This is a genomic window from Haladaptatus sp. HS23 (assembly GCF_056892285.1).
Genome location: NZ_JBXGLH010000014.1, coordinates 28,068 through 48,938, shown reverse-complemented (window position 1 = coordinate 48,938; position 20,871 = coordinate 28,068). Strand labels below are relative to the sequence as shown.

The 20,871-nt window shown below is 50.4% G+C and carries 24 protein-coding genes and 1 pseudogene; 15 read left to right on the top strand and 10 right to left on the bottom strand.

Features of this window, described 5'->3' with window-relative positions; genetic code table 11:
* Positions 1-8 precede the first annotated feature (8 nt).
* A complete protein-coding gene (locus AC1XDK_RS25625; RefSeq protein ID WP_483352857.1) occupies positions 9-311 on the bottom strand; it encodes a DUF3892 domain-containing protein in 303 nt (100 codons plus the stop codon).
* A gap of 153 nt (positions 312-464) precedes the next feature.
* On the opposite strand from AC1XDK_RS25625, the gene AC1XDK_RS25620 reads away from it, so the two are divergent.
* Positions 465-701: a DUF2188 domain-containing protein gene (locus AC1XDK_RS25620; protein WP_483352856.1), complete on the top strand. Its 237-nt coding sequence runs from the start codon at positions 465-467 to the stop codon at positions 699-701.
* 85 nt (positions 702-786) lie between these two features.
* On the opposite strand, the gene AC1XDK_RS25615 is transcribed toward AC1XDK_RS25620, so the two are convergent.
* Positions 787-4,893, bottom strand: a complete 4,107-nt coding sequence (locus tag AC1XDK_RS25615) for an Eco57I restriction-modification methylase domain-containing protein (protein WP_483352855.1) — start codon at positions 4,891-4,893, stop codon at positions 787-789.
* Positions 4,894-4,985: 92 nt separating this feature from the next.
* On the opposite strand from AC1XDK_RS25615, the gene AC1XDK_RS25610 reads away from it, so the two are divergent.
* Together AC1XDK_RS25610 and AC1XDK_RS25605 are read left to right on the top strand one after the other, a co-directional pair.
* Positions 4,986-5,258: an HNH endonuclease gene (locus AC1XDK_RS25610; RefSeq protein WP_483352854.1), complete on the top strand. Its 273-nt coding sequence runs from the start codon at positions 4,986-4,988 to the stop codon at positions 5,256-5,258.
* A 3-nt stretch (positions 5,259-5,261) separates the two neighbouring features.
* Positions 5,262-5,537, top strand: a complete 276-nt coding sequence (locus AC1XDK_RS25605) for an NUDIX domain-containing protein (RefSeq protein WP_483352853.1) — start codon at positions 5,262-5,264, stop codon at positions 5,535-5,537.
* Here AC1XDK_RS25605 and AC1XDK_RS25600 read toward each other — a convergent pair.
* The 4 genes from AC1XDK_RS25600 to AC1XDK_RS25585 form a co-directional block, all read right to left on the bottom strand.
* Complete coding sequence (locus tag AC1XDK_RS25600; protein ID WP_483352852.1) at positions 5,445-6,794, bottom strand: DUF6414 family protein; 1,350 nt, start codon at positions 6,792-6,794, stop codon at positions 5,445-5,447. The two genes, AC1XDK_RS25605 and AC1XDK_RS25600, sit on opposite strands and share 93 nt — an antisense overlap.
* Before the next feature lie 3 nt (positions 6,795-6,797).
* Entirely contained in the window at positions 6,798-8,015 is a 1,218-nt protein-coding gene (locus tag AC1XDK_RS25595) for an ATP-binding protein (protein WP_483352851.1), read from the bottom strand.
* A 176-nt stretch (positions 8,016-8,191) separates the two neighbouring features.
* Entirely contained in the window at positions 8,192-8,593 is a 402-nt protein-coding gene (locus AC1XDK_RS25590; RefSeq protein WP_483352850.1) for a GIY-YIG nuclease family protein, read from the bottom strand.
* A 469-nt stretch (positions 8,594-9,062) separates the two neighbouring features.
* Positions 9,063-9,974: a hypothetical protein gene (locus AC1XDK_RS25585; protein WP_483352849.1), complete on the bottom strand. Its 912-nt coding sequence runs from the start codon at positions 9,972-9,974 to the stop codon at positions 9,063-9,065.
* Between the two features lie 745 nt (positions 9,975-10,719).
* Between AC1XDK_RS25585 and AC1XDK_RS25580 the strand changes: the two genes are divergently transcribed.
* From AC1XDK_RS25580 to AC1XDK_RS25560, 5 genes are read left to right on the top strand one after another with little or no spacing between them, the layout of a single operon-like run.
* A complete protein-coding gene (locus tag AC1XDK_RS25580) occupies positions 10,720-11,211 on the top strand; it encodes a hypothetical protein (RefSeq protein ID WP_483352848.1) in 492 nt (163 codons plus the stop codon).
* A gap of 56 nt (positions 11,212-11,267) precedes the next feature.
* Positions 11,268-11,648, top strand: a complete 381-nt coding sequence (locus tag AC1XDK_RS25575) for a hypothetical protein (RefSeq protein WP_483352847.1) — start codon at positions 11,268-11,270, stop codon at positions 11,646-11,648.
* Positions 11,645-11,977: a hypothetical protein gene (locus AC1XDK_RS25570; RefSeq protein ID WP_483352846.1), complete on the top strand. Its 333-nt coding sequence runs from the start codon at positions 11,645-11,647 to the stop codon at positions 11,975-11,977. The genes AC1XDK_RS25575 and AC1XDK_RS25570 overlap by 4 nt, the downstream gene beginning before the upstream one ends.
* A complete protein-coding gene (locus AC1XDK_RS25565; RefSeq protein WP_483352845.1) occupies positions 11,974-12,363 on the top strand; it encodes a hypothetical protein in 390 nt (129 codons plus the stop codon). The genes AC1XDK_RS25570 and AC1XDK_RS25565 overlap by 4 nt, the downstream gene beginning before the upstream one ends.
* Positions 12,356-13,150: a hypothetical protein gene (locus AC1XDK_RS25560; protein WP_483352844.1), complete on the top strand. Its 795-nt coding sequence runs from the start codon at positions 12,356-12,358 to the stop codon at positions 13,148-13,150. The genes AC1XDK_RS25565 and AC1XDK_RS25560 overlap by 8 nt, the downstream gene beginning before the upstream one ends.
* A gap of 591 nt (positions 13,151-13,741) precedes the next feature.
* Here AC1XDK_RS25560 and AC1XDK_RS25555 read toward each other — a convergent pair.
* Positions 13,742-14,353, bottom strand: coding sequence for a response regulator receiver protein (locus tag AC1XDK_RS25555; RefSeq protein WP_483352843.1), 612 nt, complete (start codon positions 14,351-14,353; stop codon positions 13,742-13,744).
* 303 nt (positions 14,354-14,656) lie between these two features.
* Between AC1XDK_RS25555 and AC1XDK_RS25550 the strand changes: the two are divergent.
* Positions 14,657-14,827: pseudogene (locus AC1XDK_RS25550) on the top strand (TFIIB-type zinc ribbon-containing protein); the annotation flags it as partial.
* Positions 14,828-15,070: 243 nt separating this feature from the next.
* On the opposite strand, the gene AC1XDK_RS25545 reads toward AC1XDK_RS25550, so the two are convergent.
* Positions 15,071-16,231 (bottom strand): Fic family protein, encoded by a 1,161-nt coding sequence (locus AC1XDK_RS25545; protein WP_483352842.1) that lies wholly within the window; start codon positions 16,229-16,231, stop codon positions 15,071-15,073.
* 373 nt (positions 16,232-16,604) lie between these two features.
* Between AC1XDK_RS25545 and AC1XDK_RS25540 the strand changes: the two genes are divergently transcribed.
* The 6 genes from AC1XDK_RS25540 to AC1XDK_RS25515 all read left to right on the top strand — a co-directional run bounded on the left by AC1XDK_RS25540 (position 16,605) and on the right by AC1XDK_RS25515 (position 19,389).
* Positions 16,605-17,042 (top strand): SWIM zinc finger family protein, encoded by a 438-nt coding sequence (locus AC1XDK_RS25540; protein WP_483352841.1) that lies wholly within the window; start codon positions 16,605-16,607, stop codon positions 17,040-17,042.
* Between the two features lie 129 nt (positions 17,043-17,171).
* Entirely contained in the window at positions 17,172-17,663 is a 492-nt protein-coding gene (locus tag AC1XDK_RS25535) for a DUF7995 family protein (RefSeq protein ID WP_483352840.1), read from the top strand.
* 66 nt (positions 17,664-17,729) lie between these two features.
* Positions 17,730-18,008, top strand: coding sequence for a ribbon-helix-helix domain-containing protein (locus AC1XDK_RS25530; RefSeq protein ID WP_458190042.1), 279 nt, complete (start codon positions 17,730-17,732; stop codon positions 18,006-18,008).
* Complete coding sequence (locus tag AC1XDK_RS25525; RefSeq protein WP_483352839.1) at positions 18,001-18,264, top strand: type II toxin-antitoxin system RelE family toxin; 264 nt, start codon at positions 18,001-18,003, stop codon at positions 18,262-18,264. The genes AC1XDK_RS25530 and AC1XDK_RS25525 overlap by 8 nt, the downstream gene beginning before the upstream one ends.
* Before the next feature lie 146 nt (positions 18,265-18,410).
* Positions 18,411-18,692 carry a DUF7389 domain-containing protein gene (locus AC1XDK_RS25520; protein ID WP_483352838.1) on the top strand — a complete coding sequence of 94 codons (282 nt, stop codon included), beginning with the start codon at positions 18,411-18,413 and terminating at the stop codon, positions 18,690-18,692.
* A gap of 37 nt (positions 18,693-18,729) precedes the next feature.
* Positions 18,730-19,389 carry a helix-turn-helix domain-containing protein gene (locus tag AC1XDK_RS25515; protein WP_483352837.1) on the top strand — a complete coding sequence of 220 codons (660 nt, stop codon included), beginning with the start codon at positions 18,730-18,732 and terminating at the stop codon, positions 19,387-19,389.
* 30 nt (positions 19,390-19,419) lie between these two features.
* Here the strand turns inward: AC1XDK_RS25515 and AC1XDK_RS25510 are convergent, their stop codons facing one another.
* Positions 19,420-19,932, bottom strand: coding sequence for a DUF8154 family protein (locus AC1XDK_RS25510; protein ID WP_483352836.1), 513 nt, complete (start codon positions 19,930-19,932; stop codon positions 19,420-19,422).
* Positions 19,925-20,620, bottom strand: coding sequence for a nucleotidyltransferase domain-containing protein (locus AC1XDK_RS25505; protein ID WP_483352835.1), 696 nt, complete (start codon positions 20,618-20,620; stop codon positions 19,925-19,927). The genes AC1XDK_RS25510 and AC1XDK_RS25505 overlap by 8 nt, the downstream gene beginning before the upstream one ends.
* Positions 20,621-20,871 lie beyond the last annotated feature (251 nt).

Below are 20,871 nucleotides of genomic sequence, written 5' to 3'. Positions count from 1 at the left end.
GCAGGAGGCTACTTCCAGTTACACTCTCGCAAGTCGTCTAGGTTGTTGTCAATCTGGTCGTCGGGGTTGGTACGAATTGTGCCATATCCACAGCCACAATCATATTTCTCTACTTCCGCTGTTTTCCCAGTGGTCGAACTTTGTGTGTAGAAGGTGTCTCCGTTGTCAATCTTTGTTCGGACTTCATCTACACCCCATTTACCGTTTGCCCCATCTGGATCTTCGCCCGTTCCGACGATAGTAATATGAGCCGCGTCGTGTGAGGCACCAGCTGGTTCTTGATTGGTACAGACAATTCGGTAGCGAGTCATGATAGAAGATAATCTCCATCATAAATAAATAATATATAAGAATTCTGTTTTGAATTCATATCTAATAATTGTTTTTGTTGTCATACTAAATAACTATCGACAATAATCAAAGAGCAAATAATATGTTCTCAGGAGACCAATGATATTCCGCAGATGGCGAAAAACAAAGACGTACATACTGTTCCTAAAAAGAACGGAAAGGGGTGGGTCAACAAAGTTGATGGAAAAGTCGTTAGCAAACACAACAAGAAGGCTACCGCGAAGAAAAAAGGACGGAAAATAGCGAAGACCAACAAATCTGAACACCGTATTCACAACAAGGATGGGAAGATCGGGGAATCCAATTCCTACGGCAACGATCCAAACCCACCGAAAGACAAGAACCGGTAGCTCTGTAGAGATCTACTTCTTGAACCCGGTGTTTGTGTGAATCACTGTCCACATCGTGACTCCCACTATGATCGTTGTGAAGATTTTACTCCCCAACCGCTTCTTCAACGATTTCAATTTCCTCGTCGGTTAGCCCATACAGTTCATAGACGATGTCATCGATGAGGTCATCAGTACGCTCAATCTTTGATTCTAGTTCCTCCGCACGGGCTTTCGTCTCAGAATAGCTCTCTAATCCGTCGCGAACATCTGCAAGCCGTGGCAACGTCAATCCGCGGAGACGATCGATTAGTGAGTTCGTCTTCGTTGCCGTCTCGCGGAAGCCTGCAAATCCACTTGCCTCTTCGACAGCAAAGGGGACAAACGCCTCAATTAGGTCTGCTTCTGCAGGTGAGAGATCTGTAATCCTGAGAGCCGGTTGCGCCTCAGTTTCAGTATATCCCCATTGATCCGTCTCGTGAGCGTCATCATCGGGCTTGTAGCGTGCGGTCAAACGCACTTCGACAGTTGAAGCAGATTCACGGTAGACCTCAGCACGACCGACTCGGAGATTTGGCCTCTGCTCAGTTGTTTCCTGAAGGATGGACTCCGCCGCGTTCTTCGGTGGTTGCGTAAAGCCAACATCAGCGAGAGTAGGACCCTCATCGTATGTGCCGAGGTGGTCGAGGAGCGAGATGTTAAGGTTGGCTCGCTTGGATTTTGTAGTCAACATAGTATCCACATATCTGTCGATTTTTTCTGACTTGATATCCGGCACTAGTAGCTTGGAAAGGAATCCGGTTGTATATGCCCTATAACCACCCCTCTTCGGGGGGGCTATCCCTTTATACATGAATTCAAGAAGGTTAGAATTCATCAAACCAGTTAAGGTTTCTAGAGATATATTTGCATCATCTTCCACTTTCATACTTTTTGCTTTAGTGTTGAAGAAATGAGGATTGCCCCCTGTATCTATAGTAAAATTACTCCCGTCAGAAATCATAGGGAGTAAGATTTTCGGATTCTCATAAATTCTATATTCGCGTTTTCTCCACAATTCATACCATTCATATCCAGAGTTAATTAGATACGTGCGTTCCTCAAGTGTATCTCGGTTGTCTAAAAGATAGGAATATGTACGTGGATACGAATCTTCCAATTCAGTTTCGGGGATCAATTCATCTCCGACGTACGGCCATATTACAAAGAGATCCGTTTCCGGAGGTTGGTATCGTTTGATATGCTTTCCTTTAAGAAGTGGTTTCAAAAGATCTGTATCCAGATCTTCTTCTTGAACTTGTGCTCTTGAAACGTAAAAAACCTCATCGCGTCCGGAATGAATTCCTTCAGTAATTGAATCCGTAATTGTCCCTAATTCTACAAAATTGTCTGGGATTTTATTAATTATCTCGACAACCTCTGCAGGGACGATTTCCCAAGGATCAGAACCTAACGCAGAGTTGTTTAATGAATACTGATCATATTTATCACTTTTTGAAGCAAATTCTTTAGTGCTATTTGGAATTTTCACCGGGAATTGATCTATTCCATGTTTTGTATCGATGGTGATTATGCATACATAATTAGTAGCTGACTCAAATACTGAAAGATCAGAGAAATCGACTATCTCACGAATATAAGCTTGCTGCTCAGAAATGAATTTTCGGAGTCCAACTCCGTATTCACGTCGGAAAAACATGGACGGTTCAATATAGCTTACTGATCCTGCTGCAATTGAAAGCGCTCTTTCAGTCATTGGTAGGTATATGTCCCAACGCCCAGTAGTGGAGGAGTAGCTATTTTCCAGATAGTTCTTCTGATCTTTTGGAAGATATTTAGAATTAACATAAGGTGGATTCCCAATTACTGTATCAAATCCTTCCTCCGCACGTTTTTCACCGTCTTCCCCAAAGAACACTTCTGGATACTCTAGCTCCCAATGGAAGAAGTTCTCCTTATGGGCCATAGCCTGTGCAGATTCAAACCAATCCTGACTTCTAATCTCATTCCATCTGTCGGTATTTTCAATTGTATCGGCCATTTCCTCATATACACCTTCCGGCACGTCTAATCCAAAGCGTTCGGCAGTATGGACATTCGCCAATTCGAATAGTCGTTCGTATAGAGGATCATCGCGGATCTTATCATACAAATCCTCCATCGACTTAATGTCCTCAAGTTTCTCGTTGTCGATAGCGAGTAAATCCTGCATCAACTCCATAACGTGTTCAAGCGTTCTACGACGAACCCGCGCGGCCGCTTGCATGAGGGTAAGCTGTCCCCCTTCCTTCTCAACATCATCCGAGAGCACTTCTGTGATGTCCGATCCGACCAACGAATTGCCTGTTTTGAGGTGGTGATCAAGGAATGCGAGAGGCTTGTCGGCCGCAAGTGTCTCCAACCACATCGACAATTTCGCTAACTCAACGGCCATCCCATTCACGTCAACGCCGTAGATACACTCCTTGGCAATTTGCCGTCGAAGATCCTGCTCATCGTAGCTTTGGATCTCTTGCTCACGAACGACTTCCATCACTTGCTCAGTCAAGTAGCCCGTTGCCTTCGTGAGGAAGTGTCCCGATCCCATTGCAGGATCAAGCACTTTCAGGTCTAATACGGACTGCCAGAATTGAGCGAAGTACTCACGGTCGCTTGGTTTCAGTCCATCCTTTCGCAATTCCCCGTCGATATCCACTAGCAGTGGGTCAATTGTTTCTTCGACAATATACGCTACCACATAGTCAGGCGTATAGTATGCTCCAGTGGCCTTTCGCTCGCCATCATCATTAACGACGTACAGCTCCCCTGTATTGACTGTCTCGACAGCCTCTGCAACACTCACTTCTGTCGCAGGCTTCCATACCTGACCACCATCCTCGGCAACTGCAGCATACTGTTCAGGAGCAATGCGGAACTCGTGTTCGAGGAGTCCTTCGTAGATAGTTCCAAGATGCCGTGTATCGAGATCGGCGTAGTCAGCAAGCACGAACCCTGCACCGTCGTCGGCAAGCGTTGTCCCTAGTCGATACACAACTTCAGCGATGTAGCGGTCAGATACCTCATTCCTAGCGAGAAATTCGTGTGTATCGCTGTCGAATAGCCCGCCATTATAGGGTGGTATTCCCAGAGACTTCTCGCCTCTATCGATAAGACGGAAAAGGTCCTCCAATCGTCCCCACATCGATGTCGAGTACTCGCTATAATCTTCGAAAGAACCTCCAGAAGTGATGTCGTCATGGATCTCCTGCCGGATCTCGTCAAGGCTGAAATTCTCTTTGAACTCCGTTCGCTTCCGTGGTTCATCAGGACTGATCAGATGCCGAGACTCGGCGTATAATACGAACATCAGTCGGTACAGTAGGACAAGCGACTGCTCTTTCAGCTCCTCACGAGCAGCTGCATCTGTTGGATCGATGGAAAGGTCGTTGGTTTCGATGAATCCTTCACCGAGTACTCGAAGCGCAGTGAAGACGTTATCCTGAAGATCCTCCCCGAGTTCTTGAGCAGCAGTCTCGGATTCATTCCAAACCGTCTCAAGGAACGACGTCCCCGACACTTCCTGAAATGCTTCGGGACGGAAGAAGAGATAGAAGTACTTGAATTTCTCCAAGTTCCCAGACTCAAGCAGCTCTGGAAGATTGACTTCATAGTACGTCTCGGTCGCGTAGTCTTTCGTTCCGTACAGCCGCCATGTTTTCCCATCGGTGAGAATGCCCCATTGTAGTTGCTCAGGCGTGTGTTCGAGGTAGTATTTGATCTGGTGAGAAGCGTCGCGGTACGACCGTGTCTCGGAGAATCGCTTCGTGAAATCAGCATCCCATCGCTTTGCTTCGAGCACTGCGGAGGCGAGCCCGTACATTGCTTCGACTTCCCCATCACGCTTTCGGAGACTCGCATCTCGGCGTACTTCGTCGGACTCGAAGAGCAGTCGGTCGTTATAGCCCTCTTTGTCGGGGAGTGTTGTCTCGGCGAGAGTACCGAAGCCAAGGATATCGAGTACGTCGTCAATCCAGGAGGTGAGCAACTCGTCTTCTTTATACGAAGCGACGAGACCCCCTTCTAGTTCCCAAAGGTGCTGGAGTTCTTCGAATGCGGCTTTGGCATCTTCGTTGCAGTCCCATGCATCGAGATCGTCTACGCGTTCGTCGAGATAGTAGCTGGAAAAGAGATTCGAATTGCGGTAGGTCGTCGATCCAAGTGTCGCCTGACTCATTTGTTACCCAATACCCGTTATCCTATCATCAAGAATGTATGGGATTAGGGCGGACGGCTGTAGTCTATCACAGATACTAGCGGAGAGATAGAGTGAGAGAATACGCACTCGCCTGGGCAGACGGGACGTGCCAAGGCTGTGATCAGCCGGCACCATTCGAGACTTTGAGCGGGAACCCCTATTTGGAAGTCCACCATGTCCACCGACTCAGTGATGGTGGTCCTGATGATCCTGAATCAGTGATTGCGCTTTGTCCGAATTGCCATCGACGAGCCCACAATGGAGCAGATAAAGACAAGTTCAATCAGCAACTTATCGAACAGCTCGAAGCCAAGCATGAGGGTAGGGAAGTCGAGAGTGCCTAAACAATGGCTGATATCGTGGATGTTGCACAGTTAGTGATACGCACTGAAGTGGATGACAGCTACCAGTACTTGCTTGCTCGGCGAACCGAAGATGGGTACTGGAAATTTATCGGAGGGAAGCGAGAAAACGATGAGTCGGTTCGCGAGGCAGCAAAGCGAGAATTGGATGAAGAACTTGTATCCGTCTCACCAATATATAGATATGAAATTGACATCAAGAAACCAGTCTGCATTCGAGTCTACACTGGGTTTGGTTTCTTCCTCGGACTCACGGACTAAAATGTCGGTTCTGATTTGTCGTTCCTCTTCATCAGATGTGACCTCGTGGTCCCGTTGCACCAATATTGATTTTGCTCGCATGAGCATAGCCTCTCGTAAATCGATATCCAGTGGACCAGCTTCGACCTCCTCAAGGACCTCATCAAGTATATCTATTTTTTCCTCACTTGGTAAACTCTCCGTTACTCTGTCAAGGTATTGTTCTACTTCTTCTCGAACCAATTCCTGATTCTCTTCCTTAGAATCGCTCGGTGACTCATCATTAGTCCCCAGACGGAACACCTCCGGGAGTTTCTGAATAGATTCGCTTGTTTCCGATGAGATACCCTCTATTACGTCCATCAGTTTCAGTGGCACCCATTCATTCGAGACTTTAACATCTTGTACCCGGCAGTATGCAGTATATTCACTCTCTTCAAACAAGAACCGTGAGGAATCTTCCCATAGTTTGTTTTCTTCTACGAATCCAACGATATTGATGTTCTCATATTCAATCCCAGCCGTATCTAACGTAGATTTTTTGTAGATATGTGCCTCCTCGTCTTTATGAACAAGTCCATAGTTCTGTACATGGCCAACGATAGGAACAAGGCCTGTTAGGAACTTATCGATTAGTTCTATTAATTTCTCAAAGTCGTCCACAGAAAAATCTTCATCCTCCATCTCCGCTGAGACTTCAGACCAGTTCGGCAGGGATTCAAATATATCATAAAATAAGTCGAGTGCTTTGTATATCTTATAAATATCATGAGACCCCAGTTCAACATCTAATTCTATCAGGTTACCCCGTTCCAGGTTCTGTGTCTGAACATGCAGCCCATCAAGCGAGTATATCGACTCAGTCGCCTTATTGGGTGAGTTCGCAATAACCGCATCTTCAGAACCTATCTGGTCTGAAATCATCAAATCGTCTTTGCGAAGGTCGTATAGTTCAGTAAAATTCGATTGAATTACGTAGCGCCGAACTACCTCCGATGATTTCTCCTGTGTCGCGCTAAGATTGCTACTGAGACCGGCGTTCGCGGCCCCACCTTTTGTAGAGAGATTACCAGTGATACTGCTTGAGATTTGGCTCCGCTTTAGTGTACTCTGTTGCTCAGTGACACCGCCAGTTGTCGATGCAATAAGACTGATGACAGCAGTTTCATCTAAGTAAACAAATTCACGGAGGGGTGGTTCGTTTACTAATCCAAGCCATAGTTTGACTCTTCGAATTAAACTGTTAATCCTCAGTGAGGTCCATTTCAAAATCCCCATAGGTTATTGTCTACTTTCCCCCATTTGTTCACTTATCCTTTCATGTCCTTTTCTCATATCTAAGTATTCGATTTCTGTTCTGCCTTCTTCGACACAAATAATCCCGGCTTCGTTCAATAGTTCCTTCAGGTGTGCCCCAGTCCAATTCGCCGTAAGTTGTACAATCTCGTCAATATCTTCTGTCGTGATAGATGTCGAAAGTTCAAATTGACCGTTGTCCTCTCTTGTAAGTGCCGAAATTATCGCCTTTCGACCACCTGGATCAGGTTTCGGGAACTCCACCTCCCAACTGAATCTTCCCGGGCGAAGTAACGCCTCATCAATTTCGTCGCGCTGATTAGTTGCGGCAATAAGGAACACACCATGTTCTTCTTTGTCGAATCCGTCAATAACCGATAACAATTGTGCAACGAGACGTTGACTGAAGTCTTGCCTCCCTTCGCCTCCCCGGTCAGCAGCGATACTATCAATCTCATCGAAGAAAATAATAGCCGGACTCCGCTCAGATGCGTCTTTGAATAGGTCACGAATTAGCTTTTCTGTGTCCCCAACCCATGTACTGATTATCTCTGGACCACGGACACGATAAAACGTTGCATCAAGCTGAGAAGCCAAGATACGAGCGAAGTGTGTCTTTCCTGTACCTGGCGGGCCATAGAAAAGCGCACCCATCTGTATTTCAACCCCGACATTAACTAGGGATTCTCGTTCTGTGAGCAGTAATCCTGTCCGTCGAATCAGGTGTTCATGCTGCTTTGTGAGTCCGCCAAAATCATCGAAATCGAGGCTTTCTCTATCTTCAGACGACTGTCGGAAGCCGTCAATTGCCTCGCTCGTATCTCGTTCAAGTGGGTCATCAGATATAGAATACTGAGCGAGAACGGACACAATCGTGAACGCGTCACTTAATTCGACAGTCCATCCTTCGTCAATATTTATATTTAGCGGATTGCTTACCTTCCGCATTACTCCGTTGATATTAGCGATAATACTATCTGAGTGGATTTCTTCAACAATTCCTATACTGTTCCCGGTCTCATACCCTGTCCTCGAAACTAGATTAATGAACTCTATCGTGTCAGAGTCAACCGTAATTATATCACCTACCTGAAGGTCGTCCCTGGGATTTACAACCTCAAGCTTGCTTCCATTGGGTAGAATCGTAATCACTGCTCCATTGTCTGAAACATGCCATACTGTTGTACTGAGTGGAGGACCCATAGAGTGTGTATATTTCTATGTATCTGACTGAAACAACCTATATGTTGCGGGACGGAATTTTACAATTCGATTAAACCACCGGTTATGAATACTTTATCTTTCCAATCATCAAATATAACAATTAAATGTGAAGTCCCGGGATGTAATATAAATTATATGAACATATATAAGAAAAATTATTCAATATATTTCGGATGAACAGAAGGATTGAGAAAGTAGCCTTGTGTTTCCCAAAGATGGTTCCCTGTGGCTATCTCGGCGGTTTTCGCATCACCTTTGGTTTCATACCATTCGATATGTTGGATGCGGGAGGGTCGAAAGAGTCGTGTGAATTTCGCACCGCGACCGTTCGGGTCAAAGTGTTCGTCAAGACGACGATAAGGGTTCTTGGTGTAGCCGACATAGACAACCGGAGAATTCGATAGCGCATAGGCGGAAAGGAATTTGTCCGAGAACTCGTCAGTGTTATCCTTGATTCGTTTTTGTACTTCTTGAGTTGGAGGTTGTTCGCACTGTAGGATGTAGACAGCGTATGGTTTCGGAAGTTTGTAGATTGGCGGCACATCTTCGTTAGCCATCCCGAAAATCCAGAAATTGTCATCGTACGCTGAGCGTTTCGGGGCGGTACCTCGCATCCGATGGTATTGCTCAATGTGGGAACTAACGACTCGTAGAACGTTGGGCGAGACTGCAGTAGGTCCGGCGTTATGAGAGTACGGAGGCTCAACGCTCATCAATACATTTCAGAGACGTACAAATTTAAGCTCTACGGCAAATACTAAACCAAGGCCACCAATGTTGCACGTCGAAAAGATGGCGGCTAAAAATAGGCTCGTAAATCGCGAATTGCCGCTGTCTCAGTGTCTGAGATGCCAAGGATGGTCTTCTAATATATAACACAATATCCTTGGCCGACAAGTTAGTCATGTCACTGGTGTAGACGAAATACGGGGTGGTAGTGGTCTGAATGACGGGGCCCTCTGGGAAGTAAACGTGACTGACAATCTTATAGAATAGAGTAGGCATCAGGAATATTCAACTGCGAGGTCAGTCATCACTACGCTCGATACCCTCTACCCGAGTTAGAAGGAGCAAGAAGACTGTGTGGCTGAGTGCTAATGAGACCACCTGATAGTCCTCAGCATCAAATGGATTCGGCTGATGAGGTCCTCGCGCGTCTTCGTGGAAGTAGTGATGAAGTTGATGGCGAAGTGTCGTAATCAATCGAAGGTACCCATCAGCTGTCTGTTCTTTTTCGTAGAAGTCAAAGAACTCCGCTAACTCGCTCATCTTCTCATCAGGGAAGTCTTCAAGAGTTGTGTTCGCAATCGCTGTAAGCTCGTCTGAGTTGATGTAACGGTCCTCTACATTCTTCCAATTTCCCTCGGCGAAGAGACCCTCTAGCACAAAGTAAAACTCGATAATTGCGCTGATATAGTCAAAGTTCCTGTGGCGATTTTGGCCCCTTCGATAGAAGGCAAGGGGAACTTTAAGCCGCTCCACTACATCCCAATCATACGAAGACAAGTCGAATCTCCAATTACATGGCTGACGTGGGTACGACCGTGAAAGTTCAAATTCTGTTGCATACACCTCATCCTCTTCTTCCTCTGTCTCTGGAATGTATTCGGTCTTCGCATTCTCCCAGTGTACTTTATTAACCCCCTTGAGGCCGAATAATGACTCCAGTATCTGGAGCGTATTTTTCGCCTCGTCGTTGAGGCTCTCGTATCCGCTTATTTCCATATGGTGGGTACCGTCAGCTTGCACCTCAATCGCATTTGTGAACGTGCGTTTCTCTTCGTCCGTGAGCGCGCGTTCGATGGAGACACTTTCCAACCTTTGCTCGCCATTCTTTGTGCCGAAATGCAACTTTGCAGTGAAATTATTGATGGAGAAAGTGGTCATCTCAGAACTTAGGACTACCCCGTCTACCTCAGCAACGTATCGAATAATCATAGTCTAAATCAAGAATGGTGACTAATACGTTTACCGCCGCTGGAAGTGGTCGTAGATTGCAGTCTGTTGATTCCTAATCGTGGTGGGGCGGGATGAGCGCTACAGGATTTGAATTCTACAGAAATTGATCCGAAAATAAGGACCGCAGGCTAAAACAATTGATTTGCTTCCGTCGCCTCCAGTGTTTCCGTGCTTCTATCTTTAAATATTAACTCAAACAGCACTACACCTGATTCTCCATCCATTCTCGCCCTTTGTTAGTGATTTCATAGAGAGCAGTTTCTTCATGTCGATATTGGATAAGATCATAAGCACGGAGCCATCGTAACCGTTCTCCAATGTAGTTTTCGTGTTTTTCTATGTGGGACGCTAATGATCCCCGTGTTTCACGACCGCCAGCTAATAAGTCAAGAATGGCAAGATCTGTCTTGTTAAGATCGTCGGAAGAGTCCATAAAGACATTATTTATTGGCATCGCTATTCATCGTTGGGTATCCAACCCTCTGATATACAGAATCTAGATTGCAGTGTTCCATCAGAACCTTCGCATAGGAAACTTTGAGGTACAAAGTTTTATTTGTAGAGAATACCATAGTAGTAACTGAGAAGCGCGGAACGCCTTGTAGAAAGGCCGGTGCTGGAACACCGACCGCGCTTCTGAACGCCACAGAAGCATGACTAGCAATACCCCTGCCGTAGAAAAACGCATCGACTACCAACCATCCCATATCGGAGGCCACCACTAATGGCGTCCTTCGATGAGAAACCCAACGGCGGCGCTCTCTCACTCAAGGCTCAATTCGGCGAGACCACCTTCCACCCTGTCAAACGCCTCGAACCCACACCCGATACCGCTGCCCAAGACCCCGACCAACCCACGCCCACTACCGACGAGCCAATCACCCGCGCATACCTCGTCGAACTCCGCGTGGGCTTTCAAACCCGAACCAAGACCACCAGCCAAGCGCCCTACCTGTACTGCATCTACGCCACGCCGGACTGCCAGCGATTCTTCGAACGCCGCCTTCCGATCGAGTACGACGAAGAGGGCTTCCAGATTCCCGAGGACACCGACACCTACCGCTCGGTCACTACCACCAAAACGGGCAATCCACAGCTCCCTTCGACACCACCGGGTGAAACCCACGCGGAAACCCGCACACACTACCAGCGTATCCTCGAACGCTGTTACGACATCGACGCCACCCACACCACCACAACAGAGGTGCACGCGTAGATGTCCCCCACCGAACGCCCTTTCGAGAGAGCGACAGCCATCGGCGGTGATGGGCGATGACCCGCACGTCCACCTCGATCACCGCCGAGGAGATCGAGAACACATTCGAACGCTGTCCCCACTGTGGAACCTACGCGGTGCAAATCACCGACTCCCACTACTGTGACAGCCGATTCACCAGCAACCTCACCGACGTCGAACGCGACCAGCGCATCGCCGCCGACCCCTATCCTGCCGATGAGACGGTCGCAATCGTCGATCAATTTGTCGGCGACGCCTTCGCCTATCACGAACTCGATACGGACAATCACACACTCTGTACGCTGCAGACCGACAACCCACTCGCCTATTGCACTCGTGCAGAGGCCCAAGACGATCAGTACGCACCGTGCCAGCTCTGTCAGCGTCTTCGTCAGAAACGGGAGGCCGACCAATGACCGATCAGCGGTCGGTCCTCGCGCTAGAGTGTACGGATCCGATTCAGATCCACACCCAAACACGCACACTCACGGGCATCATCTATCAGTGTGAGCATTCGGAGCCCACACTCTCCTGCCGGGGACCAGAACCCGGTGAGCACGTCCTGTACGTCGCCACGCCATCGAACGATCTGTACCGGTTGCAGTACAGCTACTACGACGAGTACGAGCATACCGAGTCCAAGCTCGATCAGTACGGACGCACCCCCTCCGGGAAGTACGCGTGGCTGCGCACCTATGCGACTGTCGAGTGCATCGTCAACCCAACGGGAGGTGAGCAGGCGTGAGCAATGCACCACGACCGTTGAACCCTCGCGATGCCGACGCACTCGTTACACACCTCTCACCGAGTGATCACGTTCGTATCACGACCACAGAGTTGCCACGGACGATCCTCACCGTCAAAGCGACGAACGCACCGACACGCTGTGGACCGCATCTCGTCTTGACGGCTTCACCGATTACGACGACGGCACAGGACGAACTGCAGCAAACTACCTTCCACTGCACCAGTCAGCCCGATTCTGCCATGACTGTTCTTGAGTACACCCACATGCCCAGCGGCACGACCACCCGTTGTATTGGTTCGCTCACTACCATCGCCCACCTGCCGCGGCTCTCCACGCCAGCAGAGGACACTGCGGCCACAGTGGAGGTGCCTGCCAATGAGTGACCCCACCACGTCCGGAGCGTCCACTCTCGAAAACGTCTCGATCGGTGACCTCGCCATGCACGTTCAGTCGCTCAGTGATCGTGTTGACGACCTCGAAACGGAAGTCACCGAAAAAGACGAGCGGATCGACAATCTCGAACAGCGAGTCGATGAACTCGAAGACTATCGCGAAGAGGCGACCAAAGAACGTGCTCAGGACCGACAGCAGCTCGGTAGTCTCGAAGAGACGATCGAGTCCGTGGAATCGGATATCGACGACCTCACCGACGTAGAGGAGAAGAACAGTCGGGTGCGAGCGTCGGTGTCGCGTATAATCAACCTCGTTCGGGACTACGAGACTGAAGAGAGTGTTGACGACGACTCGCCGAACCTCGCTGCGGAAGCAACCAATGCAGGTCGTCAGCTCTTCGAGACGATCCAGCGTTCGGAACAAAACACCGAACTCGTTAACTTCCGCGAGAAGCGCGCCGAGAGCCAGCAGGTCGAAGACAAGTATCTCGATGTCCTCGAGCATGCGAAGAACGTCGCCAAGACGAACGATGTGATGGTCGCACGGTTGGGCTATCGGGAAGTCGCAACACACTACGGCTGTGCGTACAAGAACGACGGCTATCGGGTGATGGAGGAGATGGCCGAGCGTGTGCCCGGCGTGACCTACAAGGAGTCACGAACGCTGTGTGTGGACGATGCAATGGGCGTTGGTGGCCATCATATCGAGATCACGTTCGCTCACCCCGACTTAGCTGGATGGATGCGCGCCCACGAAGCCAACGCGGGAGGGATCTAACCACGGAGGGAGCGGATTATAGCGTTGTAATCACGGGGGTTCGTCGAACCCCCGCTTGAACCACACCACCACACGAGATTCACACCGCACTGCCGGTGACACATGGTGGTAGTAATCGGTTGGTTACGGTGGAGTGCGTCTTTTTCTGCGTCATTTTCTGCGAAATGGAGGGGGTCGCGTTCGCGATCCGCCTCTATTACAACGGTGTAATCTAGCCCTCGAGAGGAGAGACGAGACTAGACCGATTGCCGACGCAATAACTGGCTGTGCATCCAGACTTGAGGAAAGTCGCTGTAGCGAGTAGTGCGGGTCACAATTTTCTGCTACAACGAGATGGACACACAGCAGCCTTGTGTAGGATTGTATAGCACATAAATACTGGTGGACTCGCGTGAGATCACCCCTCTCAGTGTTCACATTGGTAGAGATGACAAGCAACGGTGACAGGAACTACGGCTCAAATCGACGAAGGTGACCCCATCGGTAGGAGTATCGAAAGCAATACTGAGTTAGTATCCAATACTAACGCTGTAGCCTGTCTGTTCGTCCGATCAAGAGCATCGTTCCACTAGGCAACGAAGATTGGAGGAGCTAGTTCTTCCCAGGAGATGCATCGAGTGCATCATCAAGACCACTCTTCACTGCCTCACGGATGGACTGATCAGTTTCTGGGCCAGCAAGTGCGTCTTCGAATCGCTGTTGATACCGATGATCGACTGCTTCAGCAGCCTGTTCGGCATCGAGTATCCGCCGATATCTCCCAACGGTGCTCTTGCTCGTATCGAGTGCCTCAGCGATCTTTGCAGTCGATGTCTCAGTATCAAGGAGATCTCGAAGTTCGTCTAGGTCGACCGGAGCGTCAAAATCCGTCTCGCGAAATAATTGAAGATGGATTCGTGCTCGTGTGACAGTCTTATCGCGACTTGCATTCCCTATTTCGCGTGCGATCGCGGTATCCGAGTAGTCCTCGTAGAACAGTCGAACCAGCGTTATGAGCTCATCAGTCTCAAGCGATGTTCGGAATCCATACTTTTGCTTCATCTCCTGAATGATGGCACGCAGGGATTCGTTGGGCACGGAATTGCTCGCAAGTGTTCCGGGGGTCTCCTGTTGATCTTCGGTAACTGTGTGATCACCAGCAACATCGAGAAAAATCTCCCGTAGTCGGTCAGTTTTTTCCTGATTAATATCTGTTTCTGCCATTCCAGCCTAGAAAACTAGTCACCGAACCCGTATCAACCCATCGAACATGGTCTGAGTAGACGGGGTGATTGACATCCTCCCCGCACTCAAGCGCGAGGATTCCCGCGAGTTGGGATATCAGGATCCGTGGTTTACAACCCATTCTCATGGGGCGAAACGGATCTCACCGCGTCGAACAAAAATTCTGAGAGTTCGAGGTACAGAGTAACTCTCGCTGAGATTCAACCGCAGGGAATTTTTTTTTTCGCCCCCTAAGGGGTGCGGGGCGTTCCAGACTGGGCGTCTCGATGAGGAATGGTTTCGATGATACACAGCAACAGCTACGCGACCGGCTTCGATGAGGACGTACCGAGCGAACTACCCAACCAGTGTTCCAGATGTGGCGGCCGGGTCACCACGAACATGATCGAAACAGTCTGTGAGGACTGTGGGCTTGTTATCGACGACCAGCGGTCTGTTCAGGGAGCGAAATTTGCATGAAAGATCTCTTGACACAGCTTCTTGGCCGGTCACAAAGCACCGTCATTGCCGAGTGTCGCCAGTGTGGCATGGTGGTTGAGGTCAAGGCGACCAGCTGTTCCCACTGCGGCCACGATGGGATCGCAGTCTATCGATTCGATTGATTACGGAGGGTATGAAGGAAAGCTGACCACATGGGTTGAAGGTCGATTGGAGTTACTCATTTTGGCGGAATTGATGATTCCATTTCCCCACGAATCAGGGGTTGTACGGTTCGACGATTGCAAGAACGTCTGGCGCTTCGTAGCGTCGATTCCGTTGCTGGCCGGTCGTCTCGCGGAGAATATTATCATCCCATAACTTTCGGATCGCCTGATTGATAGCTGGTTGTGATCGACCAAGAGCCGAGACTGCCTGTGGTTCAGTGAGGTATGGGTGTTCGATAGTAAAATCGATGACCTCGCGAATAACCGCTCCCTCTGCTTGGTACTGCTCTCGGTAGCGGTCTCGAAGGGCTAGCAGTTCACGAGCGACTGTGTATGCCTCACGTCCTTGCTCGGCAATCGCGTGGACGAAGAACGAAATCCATTCAGTCCAGGCACCGTTTCGGCTCACTGCAAGGAGGTTATCGAGGTATGCATTACGGTTGGCGTTGAAGTACGACGACGGATAGAGGTAGGGGCCGGGCAACAGATCCCATTTGTAGAGCGCCAACATCACGAGAAGTCGACCGAGACGGCCATTCCCGTCCCGAAACGGGTGAATCGTCTCGAATTGATAGTGAATAAGGGCCAGGTCTACCAACGGTGCGTACCTGGGTCCTGATCGAATATACTGAAGGAGACTGCGCAACGCGTATGGGATACTTGCAGGCGGTGCTGGCACGAAGCGTACATCACTAAGCGGAGTTCCCGGCTGATCAATTCCCACGAGATCGTCCCGAAACTCTCCGGGATTTTTCTGTTCACCTCGAGCACCCTGAAGGAGAATTTCATGCAACCGGCACAATAAATCTCGATCCAATTCAGCTCCTTCTCGAAGTGCCTGAATACCAGTGGTTATCGCCTCGACATAATTTTGTGCTTCCGCTATGTCTGCCCGTTCGGTCGCTGTCTGGCCGGGGTCCTCACCGGCTTCGCGTCGATACAGATCCGAAAGTGTGAGACGTGTCGTCGTCTCGATATTCGAGGAGTCGACGGCTTCACGATGAATGAGTGGACTGAGGATAACTTCAGGAGAGTCAAGCCACGTATCCAAATCAGAGAGCTGTCCAACGGCATACATTGCATCCCCGTTCTCTGTAAGCAGCTCGTGTGTTGCATCGAGGTCGGGGGGTAACGGATCAGGACTAAACGCAAAGATGCCGTCAACCATCTCGACCTCACCAGGAGGATTCGCAACAAAGTCTTCAGGTCGCATTGTTATCTAATACACGTCCCCAGCCAAATATAGATAACGAAATGGAGAATGAGTTATCTATAGAGAGGTGATCCCAGCTACAAGATAAGCACTTGCGAGTACGATTATGCAAATCGTCATCGAACTCGCCAGTATATCGGAGATCAACGATACCATTTTGGTGTAGAGTATTCGGGATCAAGTGGTTCGAGAATCGGAGATTCTCGTCATCACGGAAATCGTTGATTTCCGAACGACCCTAAGTCACTCGCCCTACTCCGCCTGTAGAAGACGAATTTTCAGTTCTTCGGCAACTTACGGTCGCGAATACCGATGGGAGTTTATTTGCCCCCGAGGGGTGCGGGGCACAGCAGCTGTGCCTCGTGGAGCAAGTATGTCCAGTACAAACGTCCTATCTCACCTGACGTTCACCAAGCGAGTTGCAAAGCGCGCCCAGTACGAAGCCCTCGAATTTTCACTCACAACGAGGGGTGTTCGTGTTCGAAATACCAGTCACGCAAAACCAGCCGATCATGAATATCTCGTCACCGTTCGCGATGGGATACCCATCGCCTGTGAGTGTCCTGCTGATGCACGGTACGACGGTGCATGCAAACATCGGGTTGGCGTCGCAATTCGAACGCCACTCCTGCAAGCGGCGACAGACCACTCCCTCGTTGCAGACGGCGGGACACAGATCGAGAAGGAAGCTGAAAACCATGTAGAAAACAGCGACAGTGACCAGCCAGCGGACTGTGACTGTGATGAACTGGGTGGTTTTCCGTGTTGGCCCTGTGTGCGATCCGGTCGGCGCGATCTCCCGGAAGAGTAGCGCGAATCCCGTGTGAATCTGCGCTTCTTGCAGGAGGATTTTATTGGCGCCGGCGATGGGTGCCGGCGTACAGATGAAGTGTTGTGTGATAGAGTCGTGTCGAACCAATGCGTCGGCGAGGTGACTGATATGCACCAGGTAATTTACGCACTTGTGGAAGCATCGACTGAAGAGACTGCACTTGCATGCGGAAGATCAGCGTTTGACCGATTGGTTGGCGCTGGTCCCGACAATGCTGCCATCTTTGATTACTATGTGATGTTCGATGACGAGCGGTCGTCCGTCGCAGGCAAGGCTCGGTGGGGCGAACTTCCAGTCGTCGCACCAATTGACTCCGGCGATGGAGCGGAACTCCTCGAGCGTGGCTGGGAGGCTACTAGGCAGGAGTTCGAACGGAATCTCGAACGAGTGAGAACGGCAGTCAACGAGTTCAGTGACGATGAACTCATGCACGACAAAGATCTCGCCCGCCACGCCTGTTACAATCTCGGGGCGTATCGTGGCCCGTCGCTCTACCTATACACCGAATTTGGGGACGCAATTCGTAATCGTGAACACCTTGAGCATGTGCTCGATGCCGACGAGCAACTGTGGATCATTCCAGCGGATGTCCACTACTGACCATATGGATGGATCACTGTGTCAGAAACCGAAGCATCTTTTTGTGATACGCACGTATCACACGATATGAGCACAGACACCGATTCAGGATCAGACGGGGAGATGGAGAAAATCAACGTTCGGGTTCCACAGGCGTTGCTCGTCCAGATCGACGAGGTCTGGGAAGAGCGCGGCTATGCAAACAAGTCCGAATTCATCCGCGACGCACTTCGTGACGCAGTCAATCCGCCAACACAGTTGTCCGAGGAAGCTCTGCAACACCTCGCTGAAAGCCGTGAACAACGAGAGCGTGATGAAACGGTGTCGCACGATGATGTGAAGGACCGTCTCGGGATCGATGACTGAGATCGAATGGACACCGAAAGCGCTCGAACTTCTCGAGGGACTCGAAACCGAACCACAAGAGCGGTTAGTCAAGAAACTTGACGAAGCAAAAGATTGGACATCCCATCGGTTGGAGAAGCTTACCGGCTATCCGTACTACAAACTGCGTGCCGGTGACTATCGGGCCATAATAACGTGGAATCGGAACGACGATGTTCTTATCGTCGAAGCCGTTGGTCATCGACGGAACATCTACGATCGTCATCTTCCGCCGTGACATCCTTCGTCCTGAAGGACGAGGCTTGAGCGCCCTGTACCGCCGAACGTAAACGAAGCAACATCCCTTCCCCAGAGTCGGGTGAGGAGAACGTTTTTCGCCCCCTGAAGGGTGCGGGGGAAGACAGAGACCCTCGTGGAGTACACATGACTGAGTCCAACCCAGTACCTGAGACAGACGTCGAATCGAATCCAAATTGCGAGTCATCAACCGAGACGGAGTACGTCGAACGGACTGACGTCGGCGTCTCATTCACGGTGAAACTCACGCGTGGCACCGATACCCGCGATCAGGACACAATCACGGCCAAAGTAAAGGCGACAACGCTAGAGGAGGCGCGAGAAGACATGGAGGCGCTTCGAGCGTACGTTCACGAGGTTGCCGATGACGTGCGGCAGATCCAGCCAACAGATCCACACGAAGAGTGATTCTTTTGGGTGTTGCACAGAATTGTGTAACTATAGGATGTACGAAGTATGTGGTGAGAAGGAACTCAAGGTCATCCTCGCGCTTGACCATGGAGATTCCATCTCCGGCGTCGCACGAAAAATCGACGAGAATCGGGAGACGATTCGTCGTGTCGTGAACCGCATTGAGGAATCTGGGTACGTCGCGTACGATAATGGCCTCCATCTCGTCGATCAGACGATTCGAGACGTCGGTCTCGAGTTTTTGACTGCGACAGCAGATATCTCGCCACCGTCAATCTCAGAAGCGTATGTTCTCCCGCAGTTCGCGGGTATGAATTATGCATTCACTGCCATCGATGCGGTCTATGTCTGGACCCGTGGTGGCTACCAAGTTGCTCGCGACCCAGAGGACTATCCGCTGTTCATCACCGTCCACGAGTCCGAAGTCGACGCCTGGACGGAATTTTTCGATCGATTCGGAATCCCGACTGCGAAGGAACGCCAGCCCGCCGATGACCTCAACGGCGCCATCCAGGTCGTCCTCGAACCACGGTCACAGATTGAGGCCGAGATGGTCGACGGACGACCCGTCATCTCACTCCAGGAAACAGTGGCGTTCGCAAACGAGTACTACGCGACCTTCGAATCAGCACTTGACATGCTCGGACGGATGTACGACGACATCGACACTGACGTGGCCTACCGGATGGACTGACTGGGATTCCCCCAGGCTCATTATGGACGTTTAACTATTGCAGCAGCACTCGTATGACTGCTGGCTGAAATTTTTCACATGGTCATGGATCGTGACAGCAAGACCGAACATCATTCCAGCTTGCTCAGCGGTTGCAACTGTATCGCGATAATACGCTGCTGATCGGTTATCAATATAGAGCGTCTTGAGACGGCGGGCCGTCTCCTCGGAGCAAACACCGAGCGCCGCGGCTCGATCGTAGGCTCGCGTATGGTTCTGAAAGTTGTCGATCGAGTCGTTCGACGCAGACAGGGCATAGAATTCAAGGGTCCGTTCGATGGCGGCGAACGACATCTCAATGACGCTGGTGTGGTAGCCGTCATGCTCACGGAGGGTGCGACACGCATCGAGGAGTCGGCACGCCTTTCGGAGCTGTATAACCGGCGGCTGATTCGCCTCCGGATCGAGGTTTTCTTCGTATTCGGGTGCGCCGGTCGTGTAGCCGCCGAATGCATCCTCAGCTCGATCGAGCGCGTCGAGAACCGACGATGAATCCTCAGGCATTGGTCAACACCTCCTCCTTGAGATTCCGGAGTGCCTCGCTCTCGTGGAGCGTGATGGCATCCGTAAAAATATCTGTAAGGCGGTCGGCATAACCGTGGGCCGACTCAATTGACTCAACCATCACTTGGAACTCGTATCGCTCCCCGTCGAATCGTTCCTGTCCAAGTTCCATTGCGATCTCATTCGCCCGATGCTGCTCGCCGCGTGAATCTTCCACCAACACCCACAGATCGATATCGCTCTGCCTGTCCGCCTGTCCTCGGGCGACACTCCCGAAAACGAGGACGCCTCGGATGTCGTCCAGTTCAGCGTGGAGTCGGTCGAGTGCCGTTCGGATAGGCTCGTGAAACTCCGACTGTGGAATCCGAAGAACTGGATCATCCGGCTTGTTCACTCTGGTCCGATTGATACCGACAGGACGCCGATTGCCCTCGGCCTCTGCGGTCACGAGGCCGTTGTCCTCAAGAACATCGACGGCGCTTTTGATAGAGTACGTCGAGTGTTCGGTGAGCCGGCTCAATTCCCGAATCGTGAACGTCTCGTACGGGTTGTCGAGGAGCAGGCGGAGGATATCGTTCGTGGCTTTATGCCGGAATAACTCCGGATTGGGTGCCGGAATTGGAAGCTGAATAGCTCCCCCCTCATTCGACCTCGTGGTCTCGTCGTCCGAGCCATTCTGTTTTGCCATACCTAACACGTTTGCTCTAACAATACAGTATTTAAAGTATCTTGCGATGGACTACCGGGCCGTTGAATCGGAAGTGAACGACGGGATTTCACAGAAAATACAGCGCGGATGCCTCGAGGCTTGACCTCGGGGAGGAAGCGCGTCGATACACGACACAAACCACACACATCGGCAGGCTCACTCCCAAATGGTTAAGTAAACCCGACGTACGTCTGTGCTGAAGAAGCGATCGAAGCCCGATGTATCTCGTT

What these genes read in the sequence shown, in the direction of transcription:
- AC1XDK_RS25625 (WP_483352857.1), bottom strand. Translation starts at nt 311, where the DNA reads ATGACTCGCTACCGAATTGTCTGTACCAATCAAGAACCAGCTGGTGCC.
- AC1XDK_RS25620 (WP_483352856.1), top strand. Translation starts at nt 465, where the DNA reads ATGGCGAAAAACAAAGACGTACATACTGTTCCTAAAAAGAACGGAAAG.
- AC1XDK_RS25615 (WP_483352855.1), bottom strand. Translation starts at nt 4,893, where the DNA reads ATGAGTCAGGCGACACTTGGATCGACGACCTACCGCAATTCGAATCTC.
- AC1XDK_RS25605 (WP_483352853.1), top strand. Translation starts at nt 5,262, where the DNA reads ATGGCTGATATCGTGGATGTTGCACAGTTAGTGATACGCACTGAAGTG.
- AC1XDK_RS25600 (WP_483352852.1), bottom strand. Translation starts at nt 6,794, where the DNA reads ATGGGGATTTTGAAATGGACCTCACTGAGGATTAACAGTTTAATTCGA.
- AC1XDK_RS25595 (WP_483352851.1), bottom strand. Translation starts at nt 8,015, where the DNA reads ATGGGTCCTCCACTCAGTACAACAGTATGGCATGTTTCAGACAATGGA.
- AC1XDK_RS25590 (WP_483352850.1), bottom strand. Translation starts at nt 8,593, where the DNA reads ATGGCTAACGAAGATGTGCCGCCAATCTACAAACTTCCGAAACCATAC.
- AC1XDK_RS25585 (WP_483352849.1), bottom strand. Translation starts at nt 9,974, where the DNA reads ATGATTATTCGATACGTTGCTGAGGTAGACGGGGTAGTCCTAAGTTCT.
- AC1XDK_RS25580 (WP_483352848.1), top strand. Translation starts at nt 10,720, where the DNA reads ATGGCGTCCTTCGATGAGAAACCCAACGGCGGCGCTCTCTCACTCAAG.
- AC1XDK_RS25575 (WP_483352847.1), top strand. Translation starts at nt 11,268, where the DNA reads ATGACCCGCACGTCCACCTCGATCACCGCCGAGGAGATCGAGAACACA.
- AC1XDK_RS25570 (WP_483352846.1), top strand. Translation starts at nt 11,645, where the DNA reads ATGACCGATCAGCGGTCGGTCCTCGCGCTAGAGTGTACGGATCCGATT.
- AC1XDK_RS25560 (WP_483352844.1), top strand. Translation starts at nt 12,356, where the DNA reads ATGAGTGACCCCACCACGTCCGGAGCGTCCACTCTCGAAAACGTCTCG.
- AC1XDK_RS25555 (WP_483352843.1), bottom strand. Translation starts at nt 14,353, where the DNA reads ATGGCAGAAACAGATATTAATCAGGAAAAAACTGACCGACTACGGGAG.
- AC1XDK_RS25545 (WP_483352842.1), bottom strand. Translation starts at nt 16,231, where the DNA reads ATGCGACCTGAAGACTTTGTTGCGAATCCTCCTGGTGAGGTCGAGATG.
- AC1XDK_RS25540 (WP_483352841.1), top strand. Translation starts at nt 16,605, where the DNA reads ATGTCCAGTACAAACGTCCTATCTCACCTGACGTTCACCAAGCGAGTT.
- AC1XDK_RS25535 (WP_483352840.1), top strand. Translation starts at nt 17,172, where the DNA reads ATGCACCAGGTAATTTACGCACTTGTGGAAGCATCGACTGAAGAGACT.
- AC1XDK_RS25530 (WP_458190042.1), top strand. Translation starts at nt 17,730, where the DNA reads ATGAGCACAGACACCGATTCAGGATCAGACGGGGAGATGGAGAAAATC.
- AC1XDK_RS25525 (WP_483352839.1), top strand. Translation starts at nt 18,001, where the DNA reads ATGACTGAGATCGAATGGACACCGAAAGCGCTCGAACTTCTCGAGGGA.
- AC1XDK_RS25520 (WP_483352838.1), top strand. Translation starts at nt 18,411, where the DNA reads ATGACTGAGTCCAACCCAGTACCTGAGACAGACGTCGAATCGAATCCA.
- AC1XDK_RS25515 (WP_483352837.1), top strand. Translation starts at nt 18,730, where the DNA reads ATGTACGAAGTATGTGGTGAGAAGGAACTCAAGGTCATCCTCGCGCTT.
- AC1XDK_RS25510 (WP_483352836.1), bottom strand. Translation starts at nt 19,932, where the DNA reads ATGCCTGAGGATTCATCGTCGGTTCTCGACGCGCTCGATCGAGCTGAG.
- AC1XDK_RS25505 (WP_483352835.1), bottom strand. Translation starts at nt 20,620, where the DNA reads ATGGCAAAACAGAATGGCTCGGACGACGAGACCACGAGGTCGAATGAG.